The following is a 14,876-nucleotide window of genomic DNA, read 5'->3' on the forward strand; positions in this document are numbered from 1 at the left end:
GTCCTGCGCAGCACCTGGGGGCGGCCTTGTGTCGTGAAAGGCGCGCACAGCGCCCTTCAAACCACGGTTACTTCAGGTCGAACCTATCGAGTTCCATCACCTTGACCCAGGCGGCGATGAAGTCCTTGACGAACTTGTCCTGGCCATCGCTGCTGCCATAGACCTCGGACAAAGCCCGCAACTGGGCGTGGGAGCCGAACACCAGGTCGACGCGGGTGCCAGTCCACTTCACCTGACCGCTCTTGCGGTCACGCCCTTCGAAGGTCTCGTTATCCGCCGAGGTGGGTTTCCACTCCACCCCCATGTCCAGCAGGTTGCGGAAGAAGTCGTTGGACAGCACGCCGGGCTTATCGGTGAACACCCCGTCCAGACTGCCGCCGGCATTGGCGCCGAGCACGCGCAGGCCGCCGATCAGTACGGTCATCTCTGGTGCGGTCAGGGTCAGCAACTGGGCTTTGTCCAGCAACAGCTTCTCGGCCTTGACACTGTAGCGGGCCTTGGAGAAGTTGCGAAAACCGTCAGCCAAGGGTTCGAGCACACCGAACGACTCGACATCGGTCTGCTCCTGGGAGGCATCCATGCGCCCCGGTCTGAACGGCACGCTGACGGTATGCCCGCCGTCCTTGGCGGCTTTCTCCACGGCAGCACAGCCGGCCAGGACGATCAGATCGGCCAGCGAGACCTTCTTGCCCGAGGCGTTGAACTCGCCCTGGATCCGCTCCAGCACCTTGAGCACTTTGTCCAACTGCTCAGGCTGGTTGGCCGCCCAGAACTTCTGCGGTGCCAGGCGCAGGCGACCGCCATTGGCGCCGCCACGTTTGTCCGAGCCGCGGAAGGTCGAGGCAGCGGCCCAGGCGGTGCTGACCAGCTCGGCCACACTCAGGCCCGAGGCCAGCACCTTGGCCTTGAGCGCGGCGATGTCCTGGTCGTTGATCAGTGGATGGTCCACAGGTGGGATCGGGTCCTGCCAGAGCAAGACCTCCTGTGGCATTTCCGGGCCCAGGTAACGCGACAGTGGGCCCATGTCCCGGTGGATCAGCTTGTACCAGGCCCGGGCGAAGGCATCGGCCAACTGTTCGGGATTGTCCTTGAAGCGTCGGGCGATCGGCTCGTAGATCGGGTCGAAGCGCAGGGCCAGGTCGGAGGTGAGCATCGCTGGCGCATGACGTTTGGCCGGGTCGTGGGCATCGGGGATCTGCCCTGCCCCGGCACCGTTCTTCGGACGCCACTGGTGGGCACCGGCCGGGCTCTTGGTCAGTTCCCAGTCGAAATTGAACAGATTCTCCAGGTACTCGTTGCTCCACTTCGTCGGGGTGGACGTCCAGGTCACTTCCAGGCCACTGGTGATGGTATCGCCGCCCTTGCCGGTGCCGAATTTGTTCTGCCAGCCCAGGCCCTGCAGCTCCAGGCCTGCGGCTTCTGGCTCAGGGCCGACATTGTCGGCAGGCCCCGCGCCGTGGGTCTTGCCGAAGGCATGGCCACCGGCGATCAGGGCCACGGTTTCCTCATCGTTCATGGCCATGCGGCCGAAGGTCTCGCGGATGTCCTTGCCCGAGGCCACAGGGTCCGGGTTGGCTTCCGGACCTTCCGGGTTCACATAGATCAGCCCCATCTGCACGGCGGCCAGCGGGTTCTCCAGGTTGCGTTCCCCACCCAGGGCGCGGCTTTGCTCTTCACCGTGCTTCTGCGGCTCGGCCACCAGGTCACCCTGGCCAGGGGCCTGGGCCTTGCCGTAGCGGGTGTCGCCACCCAACCAAACCTTCTCGGACCCCCAGTACACGTCTTCGTCCGGCTCCCACACATCGGCGCGCCCACCGGAGAAACCGAAGGTCTTGAACCCCATGGACTCGAGGGCGACGTTGCCGGTCAGGACGATCAGGTCGGCCCAGGAAATCTTGTTGCCGTACTTTTGCTTGATCGGCCAGAGCAGGCGCCGGGCCTTGTCCAGGCTGACGTTGTCCGGCCAGCTGTTGAGCGGCGCGAAGCGTTGCTGGCCGGAGCCTGCGCCACCGCGACCATCGCCGATGCGGTAGGTGCCGGCGCTGTGCCAGGCCATGCGGATGAACAGCGGACCGTAGTGGCCGAAGTCGGCGGGCCACCAGTCCTGGGAGTCGGTCATCAAGGCGCGCAGGTCCTGCTTGAGGGCCTGGAAGTCGAGGCTCTTGAACGCCTTGGCATAGTCGAACCCGGTATCCATCGGGTCGGACTTGGAGGAGTGCTGATGGAGGATTCTGAGGTTCAGTTGGTCCGGCCACCAGTCACGGTTGCTGGTGCCGCCACCAGCGGTTTGATGAAACGGGCATTTCGATTCGTTCGACATCTGCGTGTACCTTTGGGTCGGTTGTCCAGATTTCCCGGTCTAGGCCAGGTGTTCGATCGGCTGAGCACGCAGGCTCATGCATCCCCTCATCAGGTCGCGTCGGCGGTAGGCCGGCACAGGCTTGCCAACGGCGGAAAAAGCAGGCGCCCCGGGGGGTATCCCTGCCCACGCCCACCCGCCGTTTTCACGGGGCAGGATGAAGACTAGCCGAGCGGTGGCAGGTTTCTAATAGAGTGGCTATGTGGGGCTAATAGCCTGAGGCTTTCAGAGCAATGGCGCTGCTGCCTTGGAGCCCATTGCAGGCGCTGACTACGACGAGCGGCTCACTTGCCCCGCTGCATCCAGGCCGCGCCCAGCCCGCTCAGGCAGATGATGGCGATGCCCACCAGGCTGCTGGTGTCGGGCACCTGGCTGAAAATCACCAGCCCCAGCAAGCCCGCGAAGACGATCTGGCAGTAACTGAACGGCGCCAGCAATGCCGGGGCGGCGAAGCGGAAAGCCTGGGTCAGCAGCAGATGGGCGGTCATGCCGCAGCCACCCAGGGCCAGCATCAGCAGGGCGTGCTCCCAGTGCGGCAGTTGCCAGAAGAACGGCACCAAGGCGCTGAGCACCAAGGTATTGCACAGCCCGGCGTAGAAGTTGCTGGTGGTCGGGGTGTCGTAGGCGGCCAGTTTGCGGGTCAGCAGTTGATAGAAGCAGAAGCCCAGAGCCGAACCCAGGGGGAAGAGGATCGCCGGCGTGAACATCGCCCCGCCCGGATGCACCACCACCAGCACGCCGACAAAGCCCAGCACCACCGCCACCCATTGGCCGAGGGTGACCCGCTCCTTGAGCAGCGGAGCCGACAGTGCGGTGACCAGCACCGGAGCCAGGAAGTTGACCGAAGTCGCCTCGGCGAGCGGCAGGTATTGCAGGCCGGCGGTGAACAGCAGGCTGGTGCTCAGCAGGCTCAGGGCGCGCAGGGTCTGCAACAGCGGCCGGCGGGTGCGCAGCACGGCCATGCCAGCCTTGGGCAGGAAAATCCCTGCCATCAGCAGGGTATGCACCAGGTAGCGCGCCCACACCACCATGACGATCGGGTACAAGCCACCGAGGAACTTCGACAGCGCGTCGTGACTGGCGAACAGGAACGTTGCCACGACCACCAGGGCGATACCGCGCAGCGGTTGGTTGACTCCGGACAGCGGGGTTTTGGAACTCATGGCGCTCTCGACGGCGCGCTTGGCGGAGGCCGGCGCAAGTATGGGCGGATTCTAGAAGAGATGCGCCGGGATGAGAAATCGGCCTGCGCGGGTTTGTGTTCGCTGATCGACCGGATTTGCCAGTGTGGGTACCGCCTCCACCTGCTCCGGCCTGTTCACGGGTAAACCCCTACAGGTACGCGGTGCAATTGAGAGCAACACCGAACCTGTGGGAGTGGGTTCACCGCGAAGCAAGCACCGCCGACCGGATCGCCTTACACCGGCATGACACTCCGCAGCCGCTGGCTCGCCGGTGCCGGCTTGCCATACAGGTATCCCTGGAAATGCGAGCACCCTTCCGCCGCCAGGCGACGCATCTGCTCGGGCGACTCCACCCCTTCGGCGGTGGTCTTGATCATCAGGCTGTTGGACAGCTCGGTGATGGCGCGAATGATCGACATCGCTTCGCGACTCTCGCACATGTCATGGACGAACGACTTGTCGATCTTGATCCGGTCGAACGGGAACGAGCGCAGGTAACCAAGCGATGAATACCCCGTGCCGAAATCATCCAGGGAAATCGACACCCCTAGGTCCTTCAGGGCCCGCAACGCGCGTACGTTCTCCTCACTGTTGCCCAACAGCACCGACTCGGTGATCTCAAGCTCCAGCCGCTGCGCCGCCAGCCCTGAGTCGGCCAGGGCCAGGGCCACGATCTGCACCAGATTGGCATTTTTGAACTGCACGGCGGACAGGTTCACCGACACAGTCTGGGTGCCTTCCCACGTAGCGGCTTCCTGGCAGGCCAGGTTCAGCACACGGGTGCCGATCTCGTGGATCAGCCCGGTTTCCTCGGCGATGGGGATGAAGTCCATGGGCATGACCATGCCACGGCTGGGGTGCTCCCAGCGCAACAGGGCCTCGTAGCCGGTGACGCTGTTGGTCTGCTGGTCCACCACCGGCTGGTAGTGCAACTGCAGCTGCCCCAGGTGCAAGGCGGTGCGCAGATCGGTCTCCACCAGGCGGCGCTGCCGGGCAGCGACATCCATCTCGACGCTGAAGCACTCGTAGCGGTTACGGCCGTTGCGCTTGGCCTCGTACAGGGCCATGTCGGCATAGCCGAGCAGTTGCTCGGCCTTGGTGTGGTCATCCGGCGCAAGGGCGATACCAATGCTCACCCCCACCGAGAACTGATGACCTTCGATACGAAACGGCGGGCTGATCGCCTCGATCAGGCGCTGGGCGGTATGGCAGGCCGCCTCGCCGGTCTCCAACCCGACCAGGACCACAGCGAACTCATCGCCGCCAAGGCGGGCCAGGGTGTCGTGCTCGCGCAACTCGCGACGCAGGCGTTTGCCCAGGGCGCGCAGCAGCTTGTCGCCGAAGGCATGGCCGAGGGAGTCGTTGATGTTCTTGAAGTTGTCCAGGTCCAGGCACAGGGTCGCGGTCAACTTGCCGTTGTCCTGGCCACGGCCCAGCGCCTGCTTGAGCCGCTCGGCGAACAGGGTGCGATTGGGCAAACCGGTCAGCGCGTCATGATGGGCCATGTAGTGGATCTGGGCGTGGGCAGCCAGCTCCTCGGTGGCATCCTCGGCAACGAACAGCACATAGTCGGCCTGCCCTTCGCGGTTCTGGCTGAGCAGTGTGCGACTGCGCAAGGTGCGAGGGCCCAGCGCGGTGACCACACGGCTCTCGTCGACATAGCCCTTGGCGCTGCGCGCACCTCGGGCCAGTTGCTGAGCCAGGTACTGGGCAGCCTCTGGCGCCAGGCACTGTTCAGGCAACTGGCCGACCATGCTCGCGCCCTGGGCACCAAACATCTGCTCGGCCTGCTCGTTGGCCAGCAGGATGCGCTGGCTGTCGAGGTCTTGGACGATGACACTGGCCGGGATATTGGCGATCACCGAATCGAGAAAGCGCGACAGATCGGCCATTTCCTGGCTGTACTGTTCGGCCAGTTGCTTGGCCTCGCGCAGCTCGGCTTCTTGGCGGCGGTGCTCGGAGACATCACGGGTGGTCTTGGCGAACCCCACCAACTGCCCTTGGTCGTCGCGCACCGCATCGATCACCACATGGGCGTGAAAGGCAGACCCGTCCTTGCGCAGCCGCAGGCCGCTGGCCTCGAAGCGACCGGTGCGCCGGGCCTGCTCGAGGTTCTGCTGCGGCAGCCCCGCGGCGCGTTCATCCTCGTGGTAGAACAGCGAGTAGTGCTTGCCGACGATTTCCTCGCTCGCATACCCCTTGGCCCGTTGCGCCCCGGGATTCCAGTTGGCCACCCTGCCATCGGGGGTCAGCAGGTAGATGGCGCAGTCCGCCACACTCTGGATCAACAGCCGGTACATGAGGTCGGGGCTGACTGGCGTCATGGTTTACCCTATGGCAGCACGGAAAACACCGGCCTGTCGGGGCCGGACTGGAGTCATCAAGTGCTGGCATTATGCCGTTAGCTGAAAGCATTTTGTGAAGTACGTCACAAAATTTATGCACTTCTCAGTGGGCGAGGGACACCAGGAAGTTGAGCAACGCCGGCTCATCGTCCAACTCGATCGCCCGAGAGGCGCGCGGCAGGTCCGCCAACACCGCGCGGCAGAACGCCACGGCGGGTGGGTCCAGGGCGTAGCAGCGCAGCAACCAGTCCCCCACGCCACTGCACAACAACTGTTGAGCGACAGCCTTGCCGATGCCTTGACGCCGGTAGCGCTTGAGGATGAACAGATCGGCCAGTTCGGTGGCCTCGAGCCCCACCAGCTCACTGCGCTCGATCAGCACGAAGCCTGCGATGAAGCCGTCCACCAGGATCAGGTGGGCGGCCCAGCCGGGCGATTGCCAATAACGGGCCAAGTGCTCTTCATGGATGTAGAAACGCCCATCCACCTCGACGTCTTCGGCTTCCCAGTCGGAGGACTCGTAGGCATAGAACTGATACAAGTTGCGGATCAGCTCAGCCTGGTCGACGGTGGTCTGGAGCAGTTCGATGGGGGCGTGCATGGCGCGGCTCGGCGAAAAAGAAGTGGGATTCTAGCGAAATCCGGGGCGCGCTTTGCGCCCTGAATCTTCGTGAGCGCTGGCCACAGCCTGCGACAGGGCGCAAAGCGGCCTAAGCCATCACCGCTCTTCCAGCACCGCCCTGCCCTTCACCGCTCGCGGCCCTCTCCAGGCCCAGACGATCAGCCCAGGCAACGGCACATACACCACGAAGACGATCCACAGCATCTTGCGTTCAGCCCGCCGGTCGCTGCCGATGATGTGCCAGATGGCGACGATCTCCAGCAGGATGAGAATGGCCGCGACAATGATCCAGATCGTTCCGATTTCCATAAGCGTTCTCCCATGAGCATGTACTGCATTGGGCGACGCTCAGGCGCAAGGGTTCAGTCGGATCCGTCGGCTGGGTGATTCAGGGCGTGGCGCGTTCCAGGGCGGCCTTGAGCGCCGCGGCATCGCTGTACACCTGCTGCCCGGCGAGTACACGGTGATCCAGCTGTAGCCAGAGCACCTGGCCATCTTCGACGCCGTAGCGACTGACCACTCGACCTTCGCGGTCGAGCATCACGCGGTAGTTGTAGTCGCGCATGGCCGGGATGGCGAACAGCTTGCCGATGATCGCCGGCATGCGCTGGATGTCAGCGAGAAACACCGCATGACGCGCTTGCAGATACCCCTTGGGCTGATCGGCCAGGGCGGCCTTGACCAGCTTGGCACCGTCCATGTCGCGCGCCACCAGCAGGATGCGGGTGTCGTTGTCGAGACTATAGGGCTGGTCGTATTGATCGAGCAGGGTCCAGGACGCGAGCGTATCCCCCGGTTCCAGGGCAAGGGCCAACAGAGGGAGCAGGCTGAACAGTAGTGCGGCAGCGTATTTCATCGGGTCGTGTCCTCAAGATGGGGCTGAGCATAGCCCAGGGGCCGATTGGTCGCCATGCGTGCTCTGGTTGTCTTTCCCGCGGACTCCCAGCAAACTCACCCGGCCAGCCAGGAAGCGGAGTCAGCAGTGTCCACGCCACGCCAGTTCAGCCAGAAAACCAGCACCAGCAACATGTTGAGGCTCAAGTCCGCCGCCGGAAACGGGCAAATGCCCTATCGGGTCGACTTCGTACTGCTCGAACACTTCTCCATGGCCAGCTTCACCGTGGCGATGGACGTGCTGGTGACGGCCAACCTGCTGCGCGCCGACAGCTTCCGCTTCACGCCGTTGTCGCCCAAGGGCGACAGGGTGCTGAGCGACCTGGGCCTGGAACTGGTGGCCAGCGAGCTGAACGCCGCCAGCCTCAAGGAACTGGACCTGCTGGTGATCTGCGGCGGCCTGCGCACACCGCTCAAGTACCCTGAGCTCGACCGCATGCTCAGCGACTGCGCCGCTCATGGCATGGCGCTAGGTGGGCTGTGGAACGGCGCATGGTTTCTCGGCCGCGCCGGCGTGCTGGACGACTATGGCTGCAGCATCCACCCTGAGCAGCGCGCCAGCCTTGCCGAGCGCAGCCCGCAGACCCGCCTCACCCCGGCCAGCTTCACCCTCGACCGCGATCGCCTCACCGCCGCCAGCCCCAACGGTGCGATGGAACTGATGCTCGGCCTGGTCCGACGCCTGTATGGCGATGCGCTGGCCGAAGGGGTCGAGGAAATTCTTTCGTTCTCCGGCGCCCGCTACCGCCAGGTCGGGCCGGGGGCGAAGAAGTCCATGAGCCTGCACCTGCGCACCATCGTCGAACTGATGGAGAACAACCTCGAAGAAACCCTGAGCCTCGACCAGCTCGCCGCCTACAGTGGCCGTTCGCGGCGCCAGATCGACCGCCTGTTCCAGGCCCAGCTCGGCACCTCGCCACGGCGCTACTACATGGAATTGCGCATCACCAAGAGCCGCCGCCTGCTGCAGTACTCCGACCTTTCGGTGATGGAGGTGGCGGTGGCCTGCGGTTTCGTCTCGGTGTCGCACTTCAGCAAGTGCTATGCGGCGTACTTTGGCTACCCGCCATCACGCGAGCAGCGGCTGGGGGAATGAACGCCAGTACACGCCCGCGCGCGTAGGGGTGGCGTCGATACAGCGGATGCTGGGTCAGGCGCGGATGTAGCGCAGCACCGCATCGCAGATCATCTGCTTGTGGCGGTGCTTGATCTGCTCGTCGGAGAGGTCGATCTGGAAGATCTCGCTGAAGGTGTGGCGGTTGGACACCCGGTAGAAGCAGAACGAGCTCATCAGCATGTGCAGGTCGATGACCTCGATACCCGCGCGGAACACGCCCTCCTCCACACCCCGGCGCAAGGTGCGGCCCAAGGCGTCGAGCACCAGGCTGCTCATCTCGCGGATCACCGGCGACTGCTTGACGTACTCGCCGTAGTGAATGTTCTCGGTGCAGACGATGCGCACGAAATCGACGTTGTGGTCGTGGTGGTCGAAGGTGAATTCCACCAGCCGCTCGATGGCCTGCACCGCCGGCAGCGACTCCAGGTCCAGGCTGTGCTCGGTCTTGCGGATATCGCCGTAGAGTTTGACCAGGCACTCGACGTACAACTGCTCCTTGCTGCCGAAGTAGTAGTAGATCATGCGCTTGGAAGTGGCGGTGCGCTCGGCGATGGCATCGACCCGCGCCCCGGCCAGCCCTTGCTGGACGAACTCGTGAATGGCGGCCTGGAGGATGTCCTCGCGGGTTTTTTCGGGGTTGTTCTTACGCGACTTGCGCGGCCCTTCGATCTCAGGCTGGCCGAGATTGACTACCGAATCACTCATACCCACTCACAGGCTGTTGTTTTCAATGGGGTGGGATTATCCGCGAGCGAGGCGGTGCAGGGAAGCGCGCTGTTGGTCGAGTGGTCAGGTTCAGCCAAGCACCGAGCCCTTTGGGGAGCGGCCTTGCGCCGCTCCTACAAGGGGCGTGTCGTCGGTGAGTCACAGCACAGGCTTGCGCCCCGCCCCACTGCGCGCCTTGGCCAGCGCCGCCAGGCGCACCGCCACGTTGGCCGCGCCATACCCGGCATAATCCCTCTTGCGCTGGAGAATCTCGAAGAAAAAGCGCCCTTCGAACGGTTCGGTGTACACGTGGAACAGCTCCCCGCCCTGGGCATCGCGGTCATACAGCACGTTGTAGTACGCCAGCTCGCTGAGGAACTCCTCATCGAAGTCAAAGCGCGCCGCCAGGTCGTCGTAGTAGTTCAGCGGGATTTCCAGCAGCGGCACGCCGGCCTCTTTGGCCCGCGCCACTTCGGCGAAGATGTCCTCGCAGGCGAAGGCAATGTGATGCACGCCCGAGCCACGGTAGCTGGAAAGCGCGTGGGCGATGGCGGTGTTGCGGTTTTCCGAAATGTTCAGCGGCAGCCGAAGACTCGCGCAGGCGCTGCGCAGGGCGCGGCTCTTGACCAGGCCATAGGGGTCGGGCAACACCACCTCGTCGTCGGCGGCAAAATCGAACAGGCTCTTGTAGAACAGCACCCAGCTGTCCAGCGATTCGGCCGGTAGGGCCAGGGCCATGTGGTCGATGCGCTGCAGGCCACCGCTGGAGATGACCTCAGGATCGAGGCGAAAATCGCTGTCATAGATCGTCTGGCCTTGGCCGGCTTGCTCGACCAGGTAGATCAAGCTGCCGTCGGGCGCACGCACTGCGGGGATCTCCCGCTCATTGGGCCCCACCAGGCCACGGAATGGCTGACCGCGATAGGCGGTGGCACGTCCCAGCGCGGCCTGGCTGTCGGTGACCCGCAGCGCCGTGGCGCACAACGACGGGCCGTGGGCCTCGAAGAAATTGTGCGCGAAGGAATACGGCTCGGCATTGAGCACGATGTTGATGTCGCCCTGGCGCAGCAGGCGTACATCCTTGCTGCGATGCTGCCCGCTTTCAGCAAAGCCCAGGCGCTTGAGCCATAGGCCCAGGCGCGCGCCGAGGGCCTCATCCACCGCAAACTCGAGAAACTCCACACCCTGATAGCCACTGGCGGCCGGTGGATCGAACAGCACGCCCGGCTCCACTGCGCGGGCTTGTTCGCCGAGCCGCAGGCGGGTCTGTTCCTCTAGATAGAGCAGCGAGCGCAGGCCATCGGCGGCGTTCTGCCGGGGCGGCGCGGCGCGAAAACCATCGTTGAACACCTCCAGCGACAATGGCCCCCGGTAGCCGGTGGCGAGGACCGGCGCGAGGAAACCCGCCAGGTCCATCTCACCTTGACCGGGGAAGCAACGGAAGTGCCGGCTCCACTCCAGCACGTCCATGGCCAGGATCGGCGCATCGGCCATCTGCACGAAGAAAATCTTCTCGCCCGGGATGTCATGGATGGCGCTGGGGTCGCCTTTAAGCGACAAGGTGTGGAAGCTGTCGAGGATCACCCCGAGGGCTGGGTGGTCGGCCTGTCGCACCAGGTTCCACACTTGCTGGTAGGTGTTGACGTGACGCCCCCAAGCCAGCGCCTCATAGCCAATGCGCAGGCCGCGCCGGCCGGCGCGTTCGGCGAGCAGGCGCAGATCATCCACCAGCAGTTGCTCATCGCCCAGGGCATCGGCCTGGACATTGCTGCACACCAGCACCAGGTCGGTGCCCAGCTCCTGCATCAAGTCGAACTTGCGCTCGGCGCGGTCGAGGTTCTTCTGCAGACGCTCGCGCCGGCAGCCCTCGAAGTCGCGAAACGGCTGGAACAACGTGATCGCCAACCCCAAGTCGCTGCACAGCTGACGAACTTCACGAGGGCTACCGGCGTAATACAGAAGATCGTTCTCGAAGATCTCGACGCCGTCGAAGCCGGCAGCGGCAATGGCTTCGAGCTTTTCGGGCAATGTACCGCTCAAGGACACGGTGGCAATCGAACGCTGCATGAGGAGTTCCTTGTTATTGGCGCGCCCCCTGAAGGTTGCGCGGGCTGACGGTCCCAGGCCTATGGGAACCTGGCACGATCGATTATTCGCAGGTAAAGTCAGCCTCGCAATGCGTTTTGTACGGAACAGTTAGTTTTTGTTCGATTACCGAACAAAAGCGATATTGGCGAATTGATTCAGGTCTGCCCCTGGACAACCATGAATCCCAGCGACGGCCCCCTGCCCCACGTTCAGCGGGCGCCGTGCTGACAGGACCAGCGTCACGGCATAATAAATTCAATAACCGGGTACCGACCTATGCACACTTCCCTCGCCTTGCGAACCGCACCTGCTCGTTCGTCCCATCGGCATCAGTCACCGACTGATCACTCCTGAACAGCCTCCCGCTGACCTACAAGAACAACGGAGAAAACGATGGCCCATTCCAACTCCCAAGCCAAGAAAGCGACCGCCAGCGGGTGGATCGGCTCGGCACTCGAGTACTACGACTTCTTTATCTATGCCCAGGCTGCGGCGCTGATCTTCCCGCAGATCTTCTTCCCTTCCACCGACCCAAAAATGGCCATCATCGCCTCGCTGGCGACCTACGGCGTCGGCTACCTGGCCCGCCCGCTGGGCGCCTTCGTACTCGGCCACTGGGGCGACACCCGCGGGCGCAAGAACGTCCTGTTGCTGTGCATGTTCCTGATGGGGCTGTCGACCATGGCCGTCGGCCTGCTGCCGACCTACCACGACATTGGCCTGCTGGCTCCGGCCCTGCTGGTGGTACTGCGTCTGGTCCAGGGCTTTGCGGTGGCCGGCGAGATCTCCGGCGCCAGCTCGATGATCATGGAGCACGCCCCATTCGGGCGGCGCGGCTACTACGCCAGCTACACCCTGCAAGGCGTGCAGGCCGGCCAGGTGATGGCGGCGGCGGTGTTCCTGCCATTGGCCTACTTCATGCCCAGCGAGGCCTTCAATGAATGGGGCTGGCGTATTCCGTTCCTGATGAGCGCGCTGGTGCTGGTGGCCGGTTATTTCATCCGCAAGGAAGTCCATGAGACCCCGGCCTTCGTGCAGGAAGAGAAGCAGGACAAAGTCGCCAAGTCGCCGATCAGCGAAGCCTTCCGCCACAGCTGGAAGTGCATGGTGCTGGTGGCTTTCATGGCCTTGATGAACGTGATCCCGGTGGTGGCGACCATCTTCGGCGCGGCCTATGCGGTGCAACCGGCCTATGGCATCGGCTTCGACAAGAGCGTGTACCTGTGGATCCCGGTGGTAGGCAATATCGTCGCGGTGCTGGTGATCCCGTTCGTCGGCAACCTTTCGGACAAGATCGGCCGTCGCCCGACCATGATCGCCGGCTGCCTGGGCTCGGGCCTGCTGGCCTTCGCCTACCTGTATGCGATCAGCATCCAGAACGTACCGCTGGCCTTTTTCGTGTCGATCCTTATGTGGGGCATGGTCTACCAGGGCTACAACGCGGTGTTCCCAAGTTTCTACCCGGAGCTGTTCCACACCCGCTACCGCGTCTCGGCCATGGCCATCGCGCAGAACGTCGGCACCATGCTCACCGCCATGCTGCCTGCGCTGTTCGCCACCGTCGCCCCGCCCGGCTCGGACAACATCCCGCTGGTGGTCGGCAGCCTGGCGTTCTTCATCACCTGCCTGTGCGCCCTCGCCGCCTACATCGCGCCGGAAACCCACCGTCTGGCCATGGAAGACCTGGGCAACCCGCAAGCCAGGCCCATGGACAAAGGCGCCTACGAGGCCAGCCGCAAGGGCAGCTTTCAGGCGGTGAGCCGCTGAAACCGGCTGCGCTCCCGCAGAGCCAGCGCAGCACCAAAGAGCACCGCTAAACCTGTGGGAGCGGGTTTACCCGTGAAGCAAACGCCTCGGTGAATGGCACCGGCTGCGCCGGTGTTCGCGGGTAAACCCGCTCGCACAGCGCTCGCGTCGATCCGAAAGGCATCGCTGAACCTGCCCCCGCAGAGCAAACGCAGCGCCAAAGAGCATCGCTAAACCTGTGGAAGCGGGTTTACCTGCCACAGGGCTACGAGGACAGTGCCCCGCAGCACCCATTGCGAGCCACTGTCAGCCGGTCACGACGGCCTGAAGCTTCGCCCACAACTGTTCCACATGCGCTCGCTCGGTTGGCAGCGCACCGACCGACACCCGCACCATCCAGCGTCCGTCCAGGGTCGCCGGGGTTACGTAGGCATCCCCGGAACCATTGAGCCGATCCGCCCAAGCCCGGGTATGGGCGTCCAGCGCCTCGCCCTGCAACCCTTCCGGGCAGTGGCGAATGCACAGTGTCTGCAGTTGAACTGGCGCCAACACCTGCCACTGCGGCGCAGCCTCGATCTGCTCGGCCAACCAGCGGGCGTTGTCCAGGTCGCGGCGCAAGCGCTGTTGCAGGGCTTGGACGCCTTCGCTGCGCAGCATGAACCACAGCTTCAGCGCGCGGAAACGTCGGCCCAGAGGGATACCCCAGTCGCGCAGGTTCTTCACCTCGCCATCGACCGCCGATTGCAGGTAGCTGGGGTTGGTACTCATCACCCGGATCAGGTGTTGCGGATCACGCACGTAGTAGATCGAGCAGTCGAACGCCACGCCCAGCCACTTATGGGCATTGACCACCACCGAGTCGGCCAGCTCGATGCCGTCCCACATCCAGCGGCACTCGGGCAGGATCATTGCCGAACCGGCCATGGCCGAGTCGACGTGCAGCCACAGCTGGTGCGCCTGGGTGATCGCGCCGATCGCGGCCAACGGATCGAGGGCGGTGGTGGCCGTGGTGCCGGTGGTGGCGACCACCGCGCAAGGCTGGTTACCGGCCGCCAGGTCCTGCTCGATGGCCGCCTGCAACGCCTCGGGGCGCATGGCGAAGCGTTCGTCGGTGGGGATCAGGCGAATGTTCTCACGGCCAAAGCCGGCCAGCAGCGCAGCCTTGTCCACCGAGCTGTGGGCATGGGCGCTGACATAGACCACCAACGGCTTGTCCTGGGACTGCAAGCCGCCGCGCACCAAGGCATAGTCGGTGGCGCGCTCACGGGCGCAGATCAATGCCACCAGGGTGCTGGTCGAGGCGGTGTCCTGGATCACCCCGCTCCATTGCGCCGACAGGCCGAGCAACTGGCGCAGCCAATCCAGGGTGGTCTCTTCCAGCTCGCTCAGTGCCGGGCTCGATTGCCACGACAGGCCCAGCACGCCAAGCCCAGTGCTGAGAAAATCCCCCAGCACCGACGACAGGGTGCCGTTGGAGGGGAAGTAGCCGTAGAAATTGGGGTGTTGCCAGTGGGACAGGCCCGGCATCAGCAGCTTGTCGACGTCGGCGAGGATCGCTTCGAACGGCTCACCTTGCTGCGGCGCCTCGGCGGGCAAGGCGGCCTTGAGGTAGCCAGGCTCGACCTGGGCCATGACCGGTCGCTCGGCGACGCTTTGGCGGTAGTCGGCGATCAGATCGATCAGTTGGTGGCCGTACTGGCGAAAGTCTTCCGGGTTCACGCGCAATCTCCTTGGGGCAGCGGACGGGCGTTGGTCCTTTCGCGGAGTATCCGCGAAAGGCTGGCGCTATAGGAGGCAGAGTCTAGGTGCGCGAGGC

General features: G+C 64.2%; 11 protein-coding genes. 2 read left to right on the forward strand and 9 right to left on the reverse strand.

What is annotated here, in order from left to right; translation table 11 throughout:
* Positions 1–67 precede the first annotated feature (67 nt).
* From katG to IEC33019_RS10005, 6 genes are all read right to left on the reverse strand, one after another.
* Entirely contained in the window at positions 68–2,320 is a 2,253-nt protein-coding gene (katG, locus tag IEC33019_RS09980; protein WP_070091268.1) for a catalase/peroxidase HPI, read from the reverse strand.
* Between the two features lie 323 nt (positions 2,321–2,643).
* The gene (locus tag IEC33019_RS09985) at positions 2,644–3,522 is read right to left on the reverse strand and encodes a DMT family transporter (protein ID WP_070091269.1); all 879 of its coding nucleotides are present in this window, start codon (positions 3,520–3,522) and stop codon (positions 2,644–2,646) included.
* 254 nt (positions 3,523–3,776) lie between these two features.
* A complete protein-coding gene (locus tag IEC33019_RS09990) occupies positions 3,777–5,867 on the reverse strand; it encodes a sensor domain-containing protein (protein ID WP_099593387.1) in 2,091 nt (696 codons plus the stop codon).
* 124 nt (positions 5,868–5,991) lie between these two features.
* The gene (locus IEC33019_RS09995) at positions 5,992–6,489 is read right to left on the reverse strand and encodes a GNAT family N-acetyltransferase (RefSeq protein WP_070091271.1); all 498 of its coding nucleotides are present in this window, start codon (positions 6,487–6,489) and stop codon (positions 5,992–5,994) included.
* A 117-nt stretch (positions 6,490–6,606) separates the two neighbouring features.
* Positions 6,607–6,819 (reverse strand): PLDc N-terminal domain-containing protein, encoded by a 213-nt coding sequence (locus IEC33019_RS10000; protein WP_070091272.1) that lies wholly within the window; start codon positions 6,817–6,819, stop codon positions 6,607–6,609.
* A 79-nt stretch (positions 6,820–6,898) separates the two neighbouring features.
* Positions 6,899–7,366, reverse strand: coding sequence for an FAD/FMN-containing dehydrogenase (locus IEC33019_RS10005; RefSeq protein WP_070091273.1), 468 nt, complete (start codon positions 7,364–7,366; stop codon positions 6,899–6,901).
* A 126-nt stretch (positions 7,367–7,492) separates the two neighbouring features.
* Here IEC33019_RS10005 and IEC33019_RS10010 point away from each other — a divergent pair, with 126 nt between their 5' ends.
* Positions 7,493–8,500, forward strand: a complete 1,008-nt coding sequence (locus IEC33019_RS10010; RefSeq protein ID WP_070091274.1) for a GlxA family transcriptional regulator — start codon at positions 7,493–7,495, stop codon at positions 8,498–8,500.
* A 54-nt stretch (positions 8,501–8,554) separates the two neighbouring features.
* Here the strand turns inward: IEC33019_RS10010 and IEC33019_RS10015 are convergent, their stop codons facing one another.
* Both IEC33019_RS10015 and quiC read right to left on the reverse strand, forming a co-directional pair.
* On the reverse strand, positions 8,555–9,226 hold the full coding sequence (locus IEC33019_RS10015) for a TetR/AcrR family transcriptional regulator (protein ID WP_070091275.1): 672 nt from the start codon (positions 9,224–9,226) through the stop codon (positions 8,555–8,557).
* A 159-nt stretch (positions 9,227–9,385) separates the two neighbouring features.
* Positions 9,386–11,293, reverse strand: a complete 1,908-nt coding sequence (gene quiC / locus IEC33019_RS10020; protein WP_070091276.1) for a 3-dehydroshikimate dehydratase QuiC — start codon at positions 11,291–11,293, stop codon at positions 9,386–9,388.
* A gap of 414 nt (positions 11,294–11,707) precedes the next feature.
* Here quiC and IEC33019_RS10025 point away from each other — a divergent pair, with 414 nt between their 5' ends.
* Positions 11,708–13,081 (forward strand): MFS transporter, encoded by a 1,374-nt coding sequence (locus IEC33019_RS10025; protein WP_070091277.1) that lies wholly within the window; start codon positions 11,708–11,710, stop codon positions 13,079–13,081.
* Between the two features lie 285 nt (positions 13,082–13,366).
* Here the strand turns inward: IEC33019_RS10025 and IEC33019_RS10035 are convergent, their stop codons facing one another.
* Positions 13,367–14,779, reverse strand: a complete 1,413-nt coding sequence (locus IEC33019_RS10035; protein WP_070094050.1) for a DOPA decarboxylase — start codon at positions 14,777–14,779, stop codon at positions 13,367–13,369.
* Positions 14,780–14,876: the final 97 nt, after the last annotated feature.

Source organism: Pseudomonas putida (assembly GCF_002741075.1).
GTDB lineage: Bacteria > Pseudomonadota > Gammaproteobacteria > Pseudomonadales > Pseudomonadaceae > Aquipseudomonas > Aquipseudomonas putida_T.